The 17204-nt window shown below is 42.3% G+C and carries 16 protein-coding genes; 4 read left to right on the top strand and 12 right to left on the bottom strand.

The genetic code is table 11. From position 1 onward, the window contains the following. Positions 1–33: 33 nt before the first annotated feature. The 7 genes from BAA9072_RS19245 to BAA9072_RS19215 form a co-directional block, all read right to left on the bottom strand. A complete protein-coding gene (locus BAA9072_RS19245) occupies positions 34–537 on the bottom strand; it encodes a phosphoribosylanthranilate isomerase (RefSeq protein ID WP_201716306.1) in 504 nt (167 codons plus the stop codon). Continuing rightward, positions 509–1072: a GNAT family N-acetyltransferase gene (locus tag BAA9072_RS19240; RefSeq protein ID WP_201716305.1), complete on the bottom strand. Its 564-nt coding sequence runs from the start codon at positions 1070–1072 to the stop codon at positions 509–511. The genes BAA9072_RS19245 and BAA9072_RS19240 overlap by 29 nt, the downstream gene beginning before the upstream one ends. A 1-nt stretch (position 1073) precedes the next feature. Beyond that, a complete protein-coding gene (locus BAA9072_RS19235) occupies positions 1074–1847 on the bottom strand; it encodes a hypothetical protein (protein WP_201716304.1) in 774 nt (257 codons plus the stop codon). A 17-nt stretch (positions 1848–1864) separates the two neighbouring features. Further along, complete coding sequence (locus tag BAA9072_RS19230; RefSeq protein ID WP_330999315.1) at positions 1865–2350, bottom strand: NUDIX hydrolase; 486 nt, start codon at positions 2348–2350, stop codon at positions 1865–1867. An 834-nt stretch (positions 2351–3184) separates the two neighbouring features. Beyond that, positions 3185–3622 carry a GNAT family N-acetyltransferase gene (locus BAA9072_RS19225; protein ID WP_201716303.1) on the bottom strand — a complete coding sequence of 146 codons (438 nt, stop codon included), beginning with the start codon at positions 3620–3622 and terminating at the stop codon, positions 3185–3187. Positions 3623–3634: 12 nt separating this feature from the next. After that, a complete protein-coding gene (locus tag BAA9072_RS19220) occupies positions 3635–4177 on the bottom strand; it encodes a GNAT family N-acetyltransferase (RefSeq protein WP_201716339.1) in 543 nt (180 codons plus the stop codon). 375 nt (positions 4178–4552) lie between these two features. Further along, positions 4553–5023, bottom strand: a complete 471-nt coding sequence (locus tag BAA9072_RS19215) for a DinB family protein (RefSeq protein WP_201716302.1) — start codon at positions 5021–5023, stop codon at positions 4553–4555. A gap of 176 nt (positions 5024–5199) precedes the next feature. On the opposite strand from BAA9072_RS19215, the gene BAA9072_RS19210 reads away from it, so the two are divergent. Both BAA9072_RS19210 and BAA9072_RS19205 read left to right on the top strand, forming a co-directional pair. After that, the gene (locus BAA9072_RS19210; protein WP_201716301.1) at positions 5200–6441 is read left to right on the top strand and encodes a TolB-like translocation protein; all 1242 of its coding nucleotides are present in this window, start codon (positions 5200–5202) and stop codon (positions 6439–6441) included. Between the two features lie 535 nt (positions 6442–6976). Next, positions 6977–7774 carry an alpha/beta fold hydrolase gene (locus tag BAA9072_RS19205; RefSeq protein ID WP_201716300.1) on the top strand — a complete coding sequence of 266 codons (798 nt, stop codon included), beginning with the start codon at positions 6977–6979 and terminating at the stop codon, positions 7772–7774. A gap of 111 nt (positions 7775–7885) precedes the next feature. On the opposite strand, the gene BAA9072_RS19200 is transcribed toward BAA9072_RS19205, so the two are convergent. Together BAA9072_RS19200 and gpmA are read right to left on the bottom strand one after the other, a co-directional pair. After that, positions 7886–8554 (bottom strand): hypothetical protein, encoded by a 669-nt coding sequence (locus tag BAA9072_RS19200; RefSeq protein WP_201716299.1) that lies wholly within the window; start codon positions 8552–8554, stop codon positions 7886–7888. A gap of 170 nt (positions 8555–8724) precedes the next feature. Then, entirely contained in the window at positions 8725–9492 is a 768-nt protein-coding gene (gpmA, locus tag BAA9072_RS19195) for a 2,3-diphosphoglycerate-dependent phosphoglycerate mutase (RefSeq protein ID WP_201716298.1), read from the bottom strand. 118 nt (positions 9493–9610) lie between these two features. Here gpmA and BAA9072_RS19190 point away from each other — a divergent pair, with 118 nt between their 5' ends. After that, positions 9611–11311, top strand: coding sequence for a pyruvate oxidase (locus BAA9072_RS19190; protein WP_201716297.1), 1701 nt, complete (start codon positions 9611–9613; stop codon positions 11309–11311). 548 nt (positions 11312–11859) lie between these two features. Here the strand turns inward: BAA9072_RS19190 and BAA9072_RS19185 are convergent. Further along, complete coding sequence (locus tag BAA9072_RS19185; protein ID WP_201716296.1) at positions 11860–12282, bottom strand: SRPBCC family protein; 423 nt, start codon at positions 12280–12282, stop codon at positions 11860–11862. 241 nt (positions 12283–12523) lie between these two features. Here BAA9072_RS19185 and BAA9072_RS19180 point away from each other — a divergent pair, with 241 nt between their 5' ends. Continuing rightward, complete coding sequence (locus BAA9072_RS19180) at positions 12524–13270, top strand: phosphotransferase family protein (protein WP_201716295.1); 747 nt, start codon at positions 12524–12526, stop codon at positions 13268–13270. Between the two features lie 287 nt (positions 13271–13557). On the opposite strand, the gene ppsA is transcribed toward BAA9072_RS19180, so the two are convergent. Then, positions 13558–16146, bottom strand: coding sequence for a phosphoenolpyruvate synthase (gene ppsA, locus BAA9072_RS19175; RefSeq protein WP_201716294.1), 2589 nt, complete (start codon positions 16144–16146; stop codon positions 13558–13560). Between the two features lie 498 nt (positions 16147–16644). Next, a complete protein-coding gene (locus BAA9072_RS19170; protein ID WP_201716293.1) occupies positions 16645–17187 on the bottom strand; it encodes a DUF402 domain-containing protein in 543 nt (180 codons plus the stop codon). Positions 17188–17204 lie beyond the last annotated feature (17 nt).

Genomic DNA, 17204 nt, shown 5'->3' with positions numbered 1-17204 from the left:
GATAAGAAACTTGGGATTCTGCTTAATTAAAGCTTAAATCACTTGTTTTAAATAATGGATCTTCCCCAAGTCCTTATGATTATTCTGATCTGCCCGATAACTGTCTTTTGAGGATGCCTCGTAAACACGTAAATATTGTCCGGGGTTCAGCAGATAATATGTCACTTCCCCCTCTTGATGAATCTCTAAATCTTCCAATCGTATCCCAGCGAATTCCGGCAGCGTATCGATGATCCCAAACTCAACGGATAATCCATCTTTCGAGAATTCATGTTCATGCAAGTCTATCAGGGTATAGCCCATTGAGTTCATAATCTGCACAACCTGATTCCAGTTATGAATAGATGTTTCAGGAGGCACTTCCCAGCCTCTCTTATCTCCAGGTACATGTATGTCCAGGTCCTGTGCGTCCCAACTCCTGCCAGTGATCACTTCCAATCCAACCGATCCCATCAGCAATGGAGTGATACCTATATCATTCAGGTGCCTGGCTATTTCTATAAACTCATTAAATTTGTGAAGATCCGTTTTCTTCATTGAAAAACTCCTCTCTGATAATGCTCATTCGCAGCCGGTCGACAAATTCTCCGTTCCTCCATCTGTCCTGCCTTAATATTCCTTCTTCCACGTACCCCATTTTTCTATATGACTTGATCGCTTTTTCATTATCGACCTCGACTCTTAACCAAATCTTGTTCAACTCTAATTCCTCGAATCCCCATTGAAGCATCTCATGCATCGCAGCTAATCCGTACCCTCTTCCCCAGTACCGTTTATCCCCTATGGCTATACCTAATTCTGCGTGTTTGTTTAGTCGATCGATGTTTTTCAAATCAATCCAGCCAATGTGTTTGCCTTCTTCTGTTATGATCGCTTTTTGTTCATATCCATTCGTCTTGTTCATGCACATTTCAATCCAGGACTGAGTTTCTTCCCGACTGAAGGGAGGATATTTTCCGGGCATGTTTAGGTGCTCCGTAACTTCTTTATCCAAGCACCATTGGTATCGATCCTCCGTATCGTGCAGGGTCAATTCTCTGAGTTGTACCTTTGGCCATTGAGTGGTCATCATACTAGTTTTCCCCTTCATAAAGAATTCTTCTGTAATACTCTAATATATCGATTAAAATCTCTTTATCGTATCTCGTTTTCCCATGAATTCTTTCTGCCCACTCTGCCACCGTTTCCAGCTTGGAATCCTTCATCAGTCCCTCTGACGTACTCAGGAAACTCTCCCACTTATAAAACTCCCAATGAGCGATTTCAGATTTATATGGGATTCTGCACTCCAGTAATGGGTTAGGTTTGATCAAATGTTGAGAATGCTCAGCAGCCTTTAGGAACAGATTCCTCTCGATTGGTTGCGTCGGGAATACTTGCTTTGATATTTTTCCATTCGGTCGATGATACAGGATTTCCGTACCCGTTGGATGAGACTGAACCTGCACACTTGCAGCGGGAAAGAAACCACCTAATTTTTCGTTGGTATAATCAGGGCTCTTCGTATCTATTAAAATCGGATTCAACCATTGGTCACCAAGGTCACAGAGAAATCGTTCCCCTTTTTCATTTAATGCGATAACGGCCGCATGGGCATCTTCCGAGTTCAGGTTATGACCGACGGGATACGCCTCGACCCCATCCCTCATAAATTCATCAAGTAACCAGAGTGCAAGGTCGAAACAATTCCCCGACATTCCGAATTGTTCCCGATGCTCACGCATAAGAGAGACATCCCGCTGTTTCTTCACGCTTCCCCTGTTGTAAAACCAGACTTTCGTTAACGTTTCCATAGGAAAATCTTTAAACTTCTCCCACGTCATTAAAATACTGTTTGAAGCGATCATTCTTGCACCTCGAATTCTCACTTTATTTGATCTATGAATAGAGTTATATAGCTCCTGTATTCTTCGGTTAGCCCATCAGGTAGTTCATTTAGTTTAAAATACCGGACTTCAATCGATTCTGCTTCATCCACTTCAATCTTCCCTCTCACGTCCTTTGACACATAAACGGCCGTGACGGAATACAGTTCATCCCCATTTGATACTTTAAAATAATAATCAGGACCCGATAACACCCCTAACAGTTTCAATTTCCCTACATCAAGTCCCGTCTCTTCCTTCACTTCTCTCCTTGCCGTGTCCTCTAAACTTTCAGCTAATTCCATCAATCCTCCAGGAAGTCCCCAGCCGCCGTCTACTCGATGCTGCAACAAGAGTTCATTGTATTCATTCAGAATTGGACGACAGAACCTGTCAGAATTAAAGGTCTGGTACCAACCAGATTTCGCAGATCTTTGACGTAGTTCATTGTTTCCCTCCTTTCGTGAAATTCCGTATCTAGTCATTTAGAAAATAATTTGCCCGTATAAGAATGAATCCACATTCAATCCCGAAAATAACTTAACATCCATTTCGAATTTCATTTGTTAGGAACACCTATTTCTGAATCCTAATCATTAATGATTATTCCTTAGTCCTCAAATTTCTTAATATCGAAATAAGGAAATTTAGAAGAAACCCTACTATTAAATAAACCAACAGCAGTAAATCATTAACTCCATTCCAAAGTAATTTCGTCACAACAAACATGGAAAGAGAGACCAAAACAGCTATCAGCCACAACTTCATTTGAAACTTTTTTTCTGACCTATCATTCAAACCCTATTTATTTTTTGGCTGTTTTCGCAAACTTTGTTGCTCTTAAATTAGTGAGTGCTAGTTGATTGGAACGAAAGGTGCTCGCTTTCCGCGGGGCCTGAGTCGAGCACCTTCCGTTCCAATCAACTTTCTAAGCGTGTGTGTCTGAAATAGACATATATAAATCCCTTACATTTTAACTAGCTTCTTTCTAAGTATTGAGCGATTCAACGTCCCGCTCTTTCGATTGCCTCGTGTCACTAGTAAGCATTTGTCACTCAAATCGCGTTTAACGGCGAGGTGAATTGCATAGACTCCGGAGGGGATCGTGCGTGCCGATAACGCCAATCGTTTTAGCTGAAGAAGTTCGTCCCATTCACCCAACACCGGTTGACATATTTCAAACATCAATTGTTCAAAAGCAACAATCTTTACGAAATAGCCTATTTTTTTGACAAAATAAACGTTTTCTCTTGACCAATACCTCAACCTTCGTATCTTCACTCATCTTGGCGTTCGGCGGATAAGCTTCTTTCTCCACACTACAACTGCTTCTTCAACACAATTTCCCCCCACATGATTTCACCCGTCTTCTCAAATCCCAGACTTTCATATAACGTTATTGCGTTCACATTCTCAGGTTCCGCACTTGTATATAAATCAATATTACCGTATGTATCCAATAGTTTTTCTAAAAGTAACTGGCTCGCCTTCCTTCCATAGCCTCTACCTTGATATTTACGATCGATCATTAACCGGCTCATTTCCATCCGTTTAGTGTCTCGGTCTTTCCCATACATGATGAAGCCTACCATGACTTCACGATGGTAAATGGCAAATGGATACTGATCTTCTGCAAATTTTGACTGCAGCAATGAATAAGCGTTATCTGCGACAAACTCCTTTTGATGCTCTGAAACAGATAAGGTTACACATTCCTCCCAATTGTCCCCATTGATTTCCTGTAATGCCAGATTCATATAAACCACTCCTTATGGATGGAACCGTCCCATCACCACAGTATCGTAGTAACGCCCATCCGATAATAATTTATCTCTCTTCAATACACCTTCTATTTCAAACCCATTATTCTTATAGAGGATAATGGCTTTTTCATTAGTTTCAAGAACATTCAACGATATTTTCTGTATGTCGTTGGCATCTGCCCAATGGATGGTCTCTTTTAATAGATTCTTCCCAATGCCGTATCCCCAGAATTCCTGTAATACACATACACCAAACTCCACCTTATGAGAGACCCGCTTTAATAATTTCCCCTCACACCTGGAGAAACCTGCAATCCTGTTGTCCACTTCACAAACCAAAAAGAGATTACGTGGACTCTCTGAATCTTCTAAGATTATTTGTCTGAAACCTGATTCATCTATGTATGCTTCTCCTTTTTCTCTATCCATGTTTTCAGTTTCACCATCTGCCTGCAATCGTACGTTAGACAAATTTCCCGCATCCGTTTCCCTTGCGGATCTTATGGTATAGGTTAGATTACGAGTATGGTGTTCTGTTGGAGTAATGATTTTGAAAACCTCCCGACTTCTTTGATTAAGCCCATTTTTAATACAAAATCATACAACCATTATCCATTAATTTCTAATTTCCAACAACACTATTTTCTATTGGATGAAAACAACCTGCTAATGAAAAAATGGTGATCAACAATGCCGATTTTCCGACAAACAGTGCATATACTGGGTTGGACGAAGATTTTTCAAGACGATTGATGGACCTTGATAGGAACCCGCGAATTCTTAATAGAGATGAAAGGCCGTACATACTTCGAGCAAAAACAAGACAAATAGTTACAATAACCAAATGGAAAACGGGGATGATCGAAAAACTGGCAATCATACCCGCTAAACTATTTCCGACCACCTTACTTTAAGTTTTATTCATCAACGATGTGAAGGCCACGAACCCTGCATCTTCCTCAGTTGAATAATTTGACCTGTATGGTATGCATCGTGAAGCATGATGTCTAAAAGCTTTCCTTCAAGAGAATCTTGTTCAAGCATTTCAGTTGTTGTTTTACTGAGCGCTTCTCTTAATCCTCGATGAGCCGTTTTAACACGTTCAACGACTGCTCTCCATTCTTTGTCATCATGTAATTGCTCGGTAAGGTAGAAGGTTTCATTCCCATCGAGAGTTTTTGTCCATTCCCGGCCTTCTAATTTTGCTGCAAGCCGCTCCTTATAGTAAATAAGATGATTAACATTCTCCCATATTGTTTTGGTGGCTTCTCCAACTGGTCTCCAACTAGCCTGTTCTGCAGTGAGGCCATCTATTGCCGGTTTGATTGGGGCATACCAACTTTCCTCTTCGTACGTAGTATCGAGCATTCTTAAGAGCAGGTCTGTTCGATTCATGAATATTTTCCTCCTAGATAATAATGTTTCATATTAGAAGTACTTCATCAAAAAGTGGATAACTCCTCCTTCAGAAGAGATTATATAAAAAAAGGACCAGACCTTATCTTTCTTTCACATAAAGTAACCAATCCAGGAAAATAGTAAGAACAGACATATAAAAGGAGAAGAAATAAATGAAAAAATGGTTTCTCTTTACACTGATCACTTCTCTCTTATTTCCATCAGTCTCTTCCGCATCCGTAGAATCTCAGGTGCAAGCTGCCTATATCAGAAACGGAAATGTGTGGGTCTTACAAAATAGCCAAGAAACACAAATAACGAATTCCGGCAACGTCCACTCTACACCCAAATGGTCACAAGACGGCGCCTGGCTGGCATATCAAGTAGAGACCGCTTCCGAATTCGATATCGGACAAACTCAGTCAGAGCTATGGACCTACAATCTCCAAACCGGTAAAAAGAAGCGAATCTCATATAATGGCCATTCACCAGAATGGGCTCCACATAAAAACCATGTTGCCTATCATAACAAAGGAATTTTAGATATCTCAGATCTCAACCGATTCTACAACATCGCAACCGGGGTCAGTGATTTCACCTGGATGCCGGACGGCAGTGGATTTCTTCTATCTTCATCGGGAAACCTCAATCCTGATGGATGGTCAAGCGCATCATTGTTTATAAAAAAAGTCGGTGATAACTATGAGGATATTGTTCTTTTTGGTGGGGTGGAGCCTTTCTTCACACTCCCAAGGGAAGTCGGGACAAATGATCAAAATAAATTGATTGCCGTCTATGCTGAACAGCTGGCATATTCACCGAGCGGCAAGTGGATTTCATTTGTTGTGTCTCCAACCGCTTCCTGGTCCATGGACAGTAATATGGTATGTGTCATCGATAAAGAAGGAAAGAACTTCGAAGTATTGGACGAGATGATCTTGGATGTTGGTCAGCCGAAGTGGTCACCATCAACGGATACACTGGCTTACATTGCTGGCGGTGGCAGAATCGTATTCGGTTTTAAGAACAAGGATCTAAAGGTTAAAGAAATGCCTGTTGCTGGAACGTACACTCCTGAGCATTACGCCGACCTTGATTTCAATTGGATATCCAACAAGTCTCTGGTCGTATCGAGACTCAGGGAGCAGGAGTGGACCAATGACTTCAGCAAGCACCCGCTTCCTTCCCTTTACACCTTGAATATCGATTCGAAGAAACAAATGAAGATAACGAGTCCGCCGAAAGGATTTGGAGATTATGCTCCTCAGTTCATCCCTTCCATTCAAAAACTCGTTTGGCTGAGGGGGACGTCCCTTACCGATACGAAAAGAGATCTGTGGATTGGAAACATGGATGGTACTGGAGCTAAAGAATGGCTTCGGGATATAGAGAAAATTGTTGTTTACCAAGGTTGATTCAATTAATGGATTTATGTCGTCATGCCCAGGATGCGTTTATAAAGGAAATTTGACATCCCGGCATGATTATCTGAATTCTCGCATGATAAATTGAATTCCCGCATGAACAAACCAGATCCCGCTCGATAATCTCTCATCCGGCATGATTCTTCTAGATCTCGCATGATTCAGATTCCAAACGAAGAAATCATCTTCCAAATCCGTCCTGAGACATGTCTTGGACCTCACTCCCCGGCTAAAATAGACCATTTTAAAGAAGATTTTTTTAAAAATCGGGGGTTAACCGCCCAAATCATCCTGAAAACAGGTCTACTTGTCCCAGCATACTCAGCTGGTAATCTCATATACGATTACATCAAGCAACTTACCATCCGCATAAAGCACCATGCTCTCTCGAATGGTTACGGACGAGGGTACATGATCATATCGAATTTTTTTAAATCCCACGGAATTCACACACATCTAGTACAACCCTTTGATTAATCCAGAAAATAACCTATACTTTTAATAGATGAAAAGGAGGGGAAAATTAGTGGCTATTCATCATAAAGTAATCGGACAAGGCTTTCCCATTGTAATGATTCATGGCTGGACACTTGATCATCAGGCGATGCTGCATGCTATGGAACCGAGCTTTGAGAATAGAAGCGGTTGGAAGAGGATATACATAGACCTGCCGGGAATGGGGCTGTCAGAACCCCAATCATCCATCAAGAATTCAGACGATATGTTGGAAGCGGTGGTTGGGCTATTGGATGAGCTGATTCCCGATCAACCCTTCATCGTTTGCGGATATTCGTATGGGGGATATATGGCGAGGGGGATCGTTCAGGCACGACATGACAGGATTCGCGGCTTAATGCTTCTGGCACCTATGGTCATACCTGATTCTGATAAAAGAGTACTGCCACAGCAGATTGTTTTGAAAAAGGATCCTCACTTGCTGTCGAACCTCTCTCCACTAGAAGCCGAAGCCTTTGCCTCCATGAGTGTTGTTCAAGGGAAAAAGGAATGGGAAAGGTTCCGGGATGACATATTGCTTCCTTCCACCCAAACGAATGAGGAATTCGCAAACAGGATCCGGGGGAATGGTTATGGCTTCACCTTCGGGCTCTCACAGAAACTTGACTATCCAACGTTGATTGTGACTGGTCGGCAAGACCATGTAGTCGGATATCAGGACGCCTGGCGATTAATCGAGAACTATCCAAGGGCCACCTTTGCTGTGCTGGATATGGGTGGACATAATGTGCAGATTGAGCAAGAGGATGTCTTCAATTCTCTTGTGCATAGCTGGTTGGACAAGCTTGAAACGGACATTTTGGTTTAGTCGCATCGAGTGGCGCACTCAACTTTCAACGGAACCATGAAGACTAAGAATAAAATCAAAGAATAACCGGTCCAAGGATGAGAATCCCTGACCGGTTTTTTAACTCGGTAACTATTTAAGCATTGCAGTAAATTTTTCAAACTCATCTTTCGAAATTTCCGCATAACCATATCGAACTTTTTCATAAAGGGGAATAATTTCAACCGGACCGTTTATTCTTTGAAACCACTCTGAAATGGTTTCATTATTTCTTCTCTTATTAAATGTTGATAATCGCTTCTCCCATTGCCTAAGCATAACTCTTACTTCATTTATTTCTGTATTGGATAACGATAACACTTTACTGTTCTGATTTAACTTCTCTTCATCATTTTTCTGTTTGGGAGAGTCACTAATAAACTGCTCCTCTTGTACATTGGATCTTTTTTTATAAAACCTATACCATAAAACCGCTACTACTATAACAGATAAGACAACCACCACCGTTATCATGGTATTTCTTAAAGTTGAGCCTTTAGACGTAAAGGTCTCAAGCGGAACCTCACCTATCACTATTATGCGTCTCCGGACAGCATCTGAAAGGTCAGGAGCTTCCTCCAATACTGAGAGCTCATCTGCTTTGATCTTGATGGGTGGACCCTCTCCGGCAGATTGTACTTCTTCTGTGTTTGAATAAAACGATTTGATTTTATCTGATACAGACATCGATGATTTACTTAACAGAAATGCCGCAGCTAAACCAATGATTAAAAAAACCAAGATAAAAAATGTCTTTTTCATCAATATCTCCTTTTTGTAGCGCCATTGGTAAGGTTTTCTTTGTTCATTTCAAATAATTATACCATAAAAAGTAAATTATTCATTTTTAGCAGAGCATTTTTTCCGTCTATCTGTTGTCTGATTTATGTTCATGTAACCATGTGTTTCACACCCCATATTAATGCCTGTCTTCACCCTATCCAATCCCAATTCTCCCTATCATCCAAATCCATATGCCGCGGAATTTTTTCATGTGGCACCTCTCCCTCGTCGTCCAAGTAATAATGCCTAATGGGCTTTAAGTCATCATCCAATTCATACACAAGTGGAATGCTGTTAGGAATATTGAGACTCACAACTCCATCATCCGGGATGTGGTCAAGGAATTTCACGAGGGCACGTAACGTATTTCCATGAGCAGAGATGATGATCCGCTTATTGTTACGGATGCTGGGGACGATGTCTTCATGCCAATAGACAAGTGCCCTTTTTTCGGTATCAAGAAGACTTTCCGATAATGGCATATTCTTCTTACCCACTGAAGCGTATTTCGGATCGGACAGGTCCCCCCGATGTCCGATTTCTGAAATCTCCGGTGGCCGGATATCCGCTGACCTTCTCCATTCATGCACCTGCTCTTCACCGAATTTCTCTGTCACTTCATGCTTATCCAATCCCTGCAGCCCGCCATAATGCCGCTCGTTTAGTCTCCATGATTTATGTACGGGAATCCACACAAGATCCATTTCGTGCAGAGTGATCCATAATGTTCGGATGGCCCTTTTTAAGACAGATGTGTGGGCAACATCGAATATGAACCCATGTTTCTTCAGGATCTCCCCTGCCTTTCTTGCCTCTTTATAGCCGTCATCTGTCAGGTCAACATCCGTCCAGCCGGTAAATCGATTTTCTAGATTATAGAGACTTTCACCATGTCGAATCAATACAAGCTTCTTCACCTTCAACACCCCAGGTCTTTTTTTTTTCAGTATGTGCAGGTTGGAATAGAAATATTGAGTAATTTAGGAAGAATTGTACCAAAATAGGAATAACCAATTTATGAGAGGAGACTGAAAGATGTTTAAGCAAACTGCCGGAGAAAAATTAATTGAAATGTTAATCGAATGGGGAGTCGACCATATTTACGGGATGCCGGGTGACTCTATCAACTCCATTATCGAACCACTCAGAAAAGCACAGGACAAAATTAAATTCATTCAGGTCAGGCATGAGGAAGCGGGGGCATTGGCCGCTGCGGCGTATGCGAAATTAACCGGAAAACTGGGAGTGTGCACGGCCATTGCCGGACCAGGAGCGATTCACCTTCTCAACGGATTGTATGATGCTAAGCTGGATAAAGCTCCGGTTCTAGCGATTACTGGCCAGGTGGAAACAGACCTTCTCGGAACAGATTCCTTTCAAGAGGTAAACCTTGACCGGATGTTTGACGATGTCGCCGTGTACAATCAGCGCATCATGTCCGCCGAGCAGCTCCCAGCCGTTGTCAATCAAGCGATCCGTACCGCTTATGCGAAAAAAGGAGTATCCGTTCTGACCATTCCCGATGACATCCCCCGCTTTGAAGTCGGAAGAGAAGCACGGGTCACTTCCAATTTTTCAGTAAAGCAGGACATTTCCCCGCTCACAGAGGATTTGCAGAAAGCCAAGGAAATCATCGAGAGTGCGGAAAGACCGATCATCCTTGCCGGAAAAGGCGTTCACGGTCATCGGGAAACACTACTATCCTTTGCTGAAAAAGTGGGAGCACCGATCGTGTTGACCCTGCCGGGTAAAGGGGTCATACCTGATAAGCACCCATATTGTTTAGGAGGTCTCGGTTTGATCGGGACAAAACCCTCGTATGAAGCGATGCAGGAAGCAGATATGCTTATGATGATCGGGACCTCATTCCCCTTCACAGGATTTCTCCCGGATAAAGCGAAGACTATTCACATCGACATCGATCCTACTCAAATCGGAAAGCGCTACCCGGTTGACGCAGGTCTCGCCGGGGATGCCGCCACCTCTCTTAAGTGGTTGACCGAACATGTCTCAAGGAAAGAAGATCGAACATTCCTGGAAAAAAATCAGGAAAGAACGAAGAAATGGTGGGAAAAGTTAGCGTCACAAGAGGATGATGGATCGGTTCCACTTAAACCGCAACGGCTGATTCATGCTCTTAAGGAAGTCGCTTCCGATGATGCCATCCTGTCTGTGGATGTTGGAAACGTCACCGTGTGGATGGCGCGTCATTTTCCGATCACCAATCAGTCCTTCATTATATCGAGCTGGCTCGCTACCCTCGGCTGCGGGCTGCCTGGTGCCATTGCCGGTCAAATCGCCTATCCGGATAGACAGGTCTTTGCCATTTGCGGGGACGGCGGATTCGCCATGACGATGGCGGACTTCGTGACTGCGGTCAAGTATGACTTGCCGATCATCGTCGTGATACTGAACAATCATAAGATCGCCATGATCAAGTTCGAACAGGAAGTCATGGGGAATATCGAATTCGGAACGAACCTTCAGAACCCTGACTTCGCCAAATATGCCGAAGCCTGCGGTGGGGTCGGGTACCGTGTTGAAAGGCCAGAGGACATCCTGCCTTCTCTGCAAAAAGCCATCCAACAAAAGAAGCCATGCATCATCGACGTAGTCGTCGATGCCGAAGAAGCACCAATGCCTGCAAAAATCCAATTCTCCCAGGCAGCCGGCTACACAAAGCACATGTTAAAAGAGCTATTCGAAGAAGGAAAATTTGACCTTCCACCGTTGTAAGACAAGAGGGACGGACCTCTGCTTATCTAATAAGCAAAGGTCCGTCCCTGTTTTTCAGGTTTTTATGGACTGTCATTCTAACCCGTTCATATTTTGATAGGTCGCATCTTCGTAAACTCTATTGTTAATGAAACTTCCACTTTTCCGTATATCTCTGAATTTAGAAATAGTATTTTTCGACAAATGGCTCATAAAATACGAAAAGTGGATCATATTTTTGAATTTTGGATCATATATCCAAAAAGCGGCTCATATAACCGAAAATTGGCTCATATATCTCCAAAGCGGCTCATATGACAGGGATCATGAGAATAATTTCTAATATAAACCTTTCATAAGTCTTTATTTGAATCGTTTCTCATACCATCAAAGGGAATGACAGATAAAATGGAGAAGAAAAATGGGTTAGATGATCTATTCCTCTAAAGAAGTGAAGTCCAACTTAGCCATCCCCCTCACGCTCTTCCCTTTTCATAATGTTCTTTGTGAAGGTGACATCTTACATCTTTCCCCTGCTCTCTCGGGTCAATCACCATTGTGTCTAAATCTCACTTAACCAGTGCCGCTCTGAGGTCGACCCCATACTCCATGTACCCCTTTAAGCATGTTAGCATATATACCCAGCCTTCCTTGTTGTCTAGTAATTGACTGATTACGTTTTCGTTGGTCTCATCGAACCCTTCTTCTTTGACTTTTACAACGGTGCTTCCTTTTTCTTCTTGAACAATGGTTATGGTGACTTTATGGTTTCCTGCCCACAAGAAGATAATCTTTTGATGTTCTTGAATTTCCAGTATGCGTATCTCACCTTGTGCGTCATATTCTTCATATTTTAAAGTAACAGTCTTTCCTGCTTCCCATCTTTCAGAACTTGATGAGAACCAGAATTTACCTATTTTCTCCGGATCAACAAATGCTTCAAAAATTTCATGTGCCGGTTTCTGAATTCTCATTTGAGAGAGATTATTCATACATCTACCACTCACTTTCAGTTTTTTGTGTTATTACATTTATATACACCCTACTATATATTGTCCATTTATTAGGCCAAACCTTCTAGTGAAAATTGTTGCATTTAAATAAACGTGTATACTGGATAAGGAAAACCTCTTCACCTCCGGGGTCACGACAAGAACGAAAACCAAACGGACCAAATAGGAAATGATGTTAAAATAGACAGAGAAGAATTTAGATAGATAGGGAGAGAACTCAATGAATTTAGGTTATCCGATTGCAAAGGGAAATACGGCAAAAATTTATCTTCTTGATAATAATATAGTGAAAATTTTCAATAATTATTTGCCCGATACGGAAAGTTTAAATGAAGCAAATAAACAATCATATGCCTATTCATGTGGGCTTCCTGTACCTGAGGTTTTAGATGTTACCAAGATAAACGGGGAACAAGCCATTGTGATGGAGTATATTAAAGGAGAAACACTAGGAGATTTAATGTTCCAAGATGAAAGAAAAGCAGAATATTATTTAAATATCTCCGTCGATATACAATTTAAAATTCATAGCATTAAGCCTGATAGAATCGAACCCATGCATGATAAATTATCCCGTCAAATTGAAATGGCCACTAGTTTAGATAAAAGACAAAAATCCTTTTTGCTAGAGAAATTGGATTCAATGACATATGAGAAGAGGCTTTGTCATGGAGATTTTCATTTATTTAATTTGATAAAGACAGATAACCAAGTAGTCATTATAGACTGGGTTGATTCGAGTGCTGGGGATATTCGTGCCGATATATATCGTACCTATCTTTTATATTCTCATTTTTCACCTGAATTAGCTGATCTGTACTTACGGCTTTATTGTGAAAAGAGTGGACTGTTAAGGTCTGACATATTTCAATGGGCACCTATTATTGCTGGTGCAAGATTATCTGAAAATGTCTCATCGGAGAATTCAGACCGCCTTATGAAAATTGTACATCAGTACTGCCCCTAATGGAAACATTACAAATTCTTAGAGCGGGAGAATGGAAATAAGTTACTCTTCTCAAAAAAAAAGATAGAGAGACGTGTTCTTCCTTCATGAGGAAATTAGCTGATGAATTTCATTATTGGTCGTTTAAAAGAATAAGACCGGGGATACAAACTTTTTTAAAAAACAAGCTCAGAGCAACTTAACCCTGAGCTTGTTTGTCTGCTATTCATGGTGATTTCACATATCCTTCAGCTTGTTCCTTAACTGAACGGCATCACGTTTCGCCATTTTAATCTAGAGCTTATTATTTACACTATTTCAATATACCCTTCTGTTCCATGCACCCGAATTCTCTGTCCGTCCTGTATCCTTTCCGTAGCGCGTTCAACACCGACAACAGCCGGCAGGCCATATTCCCGTGCGATAACGGCTCCGTGGGTCATCAGTCCACCCACTTCCGTGACTAATCCTTTTATGGATACAAACAACGGTGTCCAGCTCGGGTCGGTAAATTTGGTGATCAATATATCGCCCTCTTCCAGGTCCGCATCTTCCATATTTACAATCACACGGGCCCGCCCCTCTATCACTCCTGATGAGACAGCTAAACCAACGATCGCTCCTGCCGGGAGGTTATCCCGTTTGTATTCCCCTGTAAGGACTTCACCATCAGATGTGATCACACGTGGTGGCGTTAGCTTCTCGTATAAGGTGTAGTCGGCTTTTCGCTCACGTATGAGACCCTCATCCAGTTCGTGGGTCCGTACGACGTCCCGCAACTCTTCAAATGTGAGATAAAATATATCCTCTTTTTCATTTAGGACGTTATGTTGAACGAGTTGTTCTGCTTCTCTCAACATAGCCTGCTTATAGACGAAATATCGATGGATCATGCCGTATTTCGGATATTCACGGTATCCGCTGAAATTCCGGATGATGTCGATCCTTTTTTTCGTTTCTATGGCCTTTTGTTCTCCATCGGGTAGTGCTTTCAATCGTTCTAGTACTTCTTGTTCTTTATGAATCGCTTCCAGTCGTCCTTGCTCAAATTTCCGCTGGCTGGCATGAGGCTCAAAGTTTTTGATGTTAGTAAGAATCATCGGAATAAGTTCCTCCGGCTTTTCACTCCAACGTGCTCTTGAAATATCGATTTCCCCGCTGCATCTCATTCCGTATTTGGTGAGAAAGGCTTCGATTGATTCCCGTGCTTCCTTTCCACCATCGATTGTCACCAGTTTCTCCAGAAATTGATCATCTTTTACAAGTCGTAAATACTCAATCACTCCATGATGGGGACGTATTGCATCAGCGACATCCATCAGGGCTAAGCCCATTTCAGAAGTGATGTTGTTGGGAACAGATTGAGACAGCGTGTCGGCCACATTTTTTTCCCCTAACCACTCGTACATATGATCATTGATCCAGAATGCAGCATCCATCCCAGCCATGATCACCCGTGAACTTACAGGATCGAAAAGAATCTTCTTTAATTCCTGGATGTCCTCCGAAATAAAGTCTACTAATTCCGATCCTGATTTCGTTTGAATGGTTTGATTTAACTCTTCTATCGAGGTTTCACTTCTTTTGATCAAATCAGAGACGATTACTGGATCGCTGTCGATGGGATCCACGCTCTCCTTACTTGGCACAGGCATAGGTTCATCGTCTATTGTTTTGATGAAATTGTCCCGTTCTAGGATCGTCGAGAGGGCATCTTTTACAAGTGGTTCGGATTTCCCCAGTGTATCAATGAACATTTGTCTATTGGCAGCTGAAGCCAAACGAGGGGTGACATCGACAAACAACCTTCCACCGGCTACTCGCATCGGTGCAGGGGTCGTTAAGAGGAAAAAGGACAACCCGAGCGGCTTCATGGCATCCGTCATCATTTGCTGGTGACCGACCGATATATACACACGATTGTCCCCATCAGCCGCTTCGGGAATCGGGAACAGGGTCGTAATCGGCCGGCTTTGGACAATGTAAAAGGTGTCACCCTCCAAGCACCATTCAATATCTTGCGGAGAACCAAAGTGTGATTCGATCTGTCTTCCGATGCGTGCCAGCTGTACTATATGTTGATCCGTAAGGGCTTGTTCCTTCTGCTGATCAGGGAGGATGGATTGAGTCTCCGTCCCTCTTCCGTTTCGTCCATGGATAGCCAACTTCTTGTTTGCAATCCTCTTATTCACGATTATTCCGTCCTGCACTTTATAATGATCCGCAGAGACCAAACCGGAGACCAATGCTTCACCAAGTCCAAAGCCTGCATCTATGGATACTACCTTCCGGTTGGAGCTCACTGGATCAGCTGTAAAAAGGATCCCTGAAACCTGGGGGGAAACCATTCTTTGAATGATGACGGAAATGTGAACTTGTCTGTGGTCGAACCCATTTTGCATCCGGTAGATGACAGCGCGTTCTGTGAAGAGGGATGCCCAGCATTTGCTGATATGCTTCAGGATGGATTCCCTGCCGATGATATTGAGGTAAGTGTCCTGCTGTCCTGCAAAGGAGGCATGTGGCAAGTCTTCCGCCGTTGCACTTGAACGAACAGCATAAGCATTCTCCACACCGAACCTGGAGAGATAGTGTGTTACGGCTTTCACTACTTCAGAAGGAATCGTTACATCAAGGAGGACACCCCGGATCTTTCTGCAGATTTCACCAATTTGATCCCGGTCCTCTGGTTTAAGCATGGCTAATTGATTCAACAAAGCATCATACACTTCATTTTGTTCAACCGCTCTTTGAAATCCGACCGTTGTCACACTAAACCCTTCCGGCACTTCTACCCCATGAATGTTTGTTAACTCACCTAGATTCAACCCTTTTCCACCTACGAGCAAAAGCTGGGACTGTTCCATTTCTTCAAAGCTGAGAACCAACGAACTCATACTGCAACACCCCTATTCATCAATGTTCTTTGAGTTTAGCAGTATTGGGTGGGAAGAAACAGTCTGTAATATGGATTTTCAGCGTGGTATAATAATAGTAGGAAGAGATGTTTGTAGAGTCGAAATTCGAATCAAGAAAACTAATCCCCCTTAAAGGGTATTCATTCATATAAAAAGGCTGTTTTCGCAAACTTTGTTGCTTTTTAATTTGTGAGTGCTAGTTGATTGGAACGAATGGTGCTCGCTTTCCGCGGGGCGTGAGTTGAGCCTCCTCGGGCTTTGCCCTCCGGGGTCTCAACTTTCCCGCTATTCCCGCAGGAGTCGAGCACCTTCCGTTCCAATCAACTTTCTAAGCGTGTGTGTCTGAAATAGACCTATATAAAGCTGATAGAGCTCATGCAACAAATTGTTCAAAAACAACAATCTATCCGAAAAGAGCCTATAAAAAAACCACCCCTCAAAAAGGTGATTTTCAGTCCAGCTCATACGTTTAAAACATTATATAAGTTCCTTCTCCAGCATCTTTTTATGTTCATGGGCAAGTTTAATTAACGGAAATTCGTTGTTGTTTAACTGTTTCATAATGGTTCTGCTTTCATTCCAAGCTAAATCATAGATGCATTTAGAAAGCATTCCTATATTAAATGCATTCTCCAATTCCTCTTCATCCAATAGAAAAATTTCACCCGATGGCAGCACCACAATATCCAGGAAGAGATCGTCCATCCAGGGGATACCATCTTCCACCCCATTTTCAAGGCATATATCTATATACCACTGCACGACATGTCCATATGAATCAAACATGGTAGTGATGGAATGAAATTTCCCCAAGGGGAAGTGCTGGAGCCACATATACCCATTGTCCACAATACATATTTCTTTTTCACCATATCGGGTGATTAGGGGTTCTTTTACTTTCATTGTATTCAACAGAGTAAGATCCCCTTGGAAATTCTTCGTGTTAAGATGTGTTTGAGCATATTTCCTTTGAGTTACCCTTTTCCAATCACGACGGTTTCCATATTTTCTTTTGAGCATAAAAGTTCCCCCATCAT

It is taken from the genome of Rossellomorea arthrocnemi, from assembly GCF_904424705.1.
Taxonomy (GTDB): Bacteria; Bacillota; Bacilli; order Bacillales; family Bacillaceae_B; genus Rossellomorea; species Rossellomorea arthrocnemi.
Note: the sequence above shows the minus strand (reverse complement) of the source record. Positions and strands in the feature narration are given on the sequence as shown.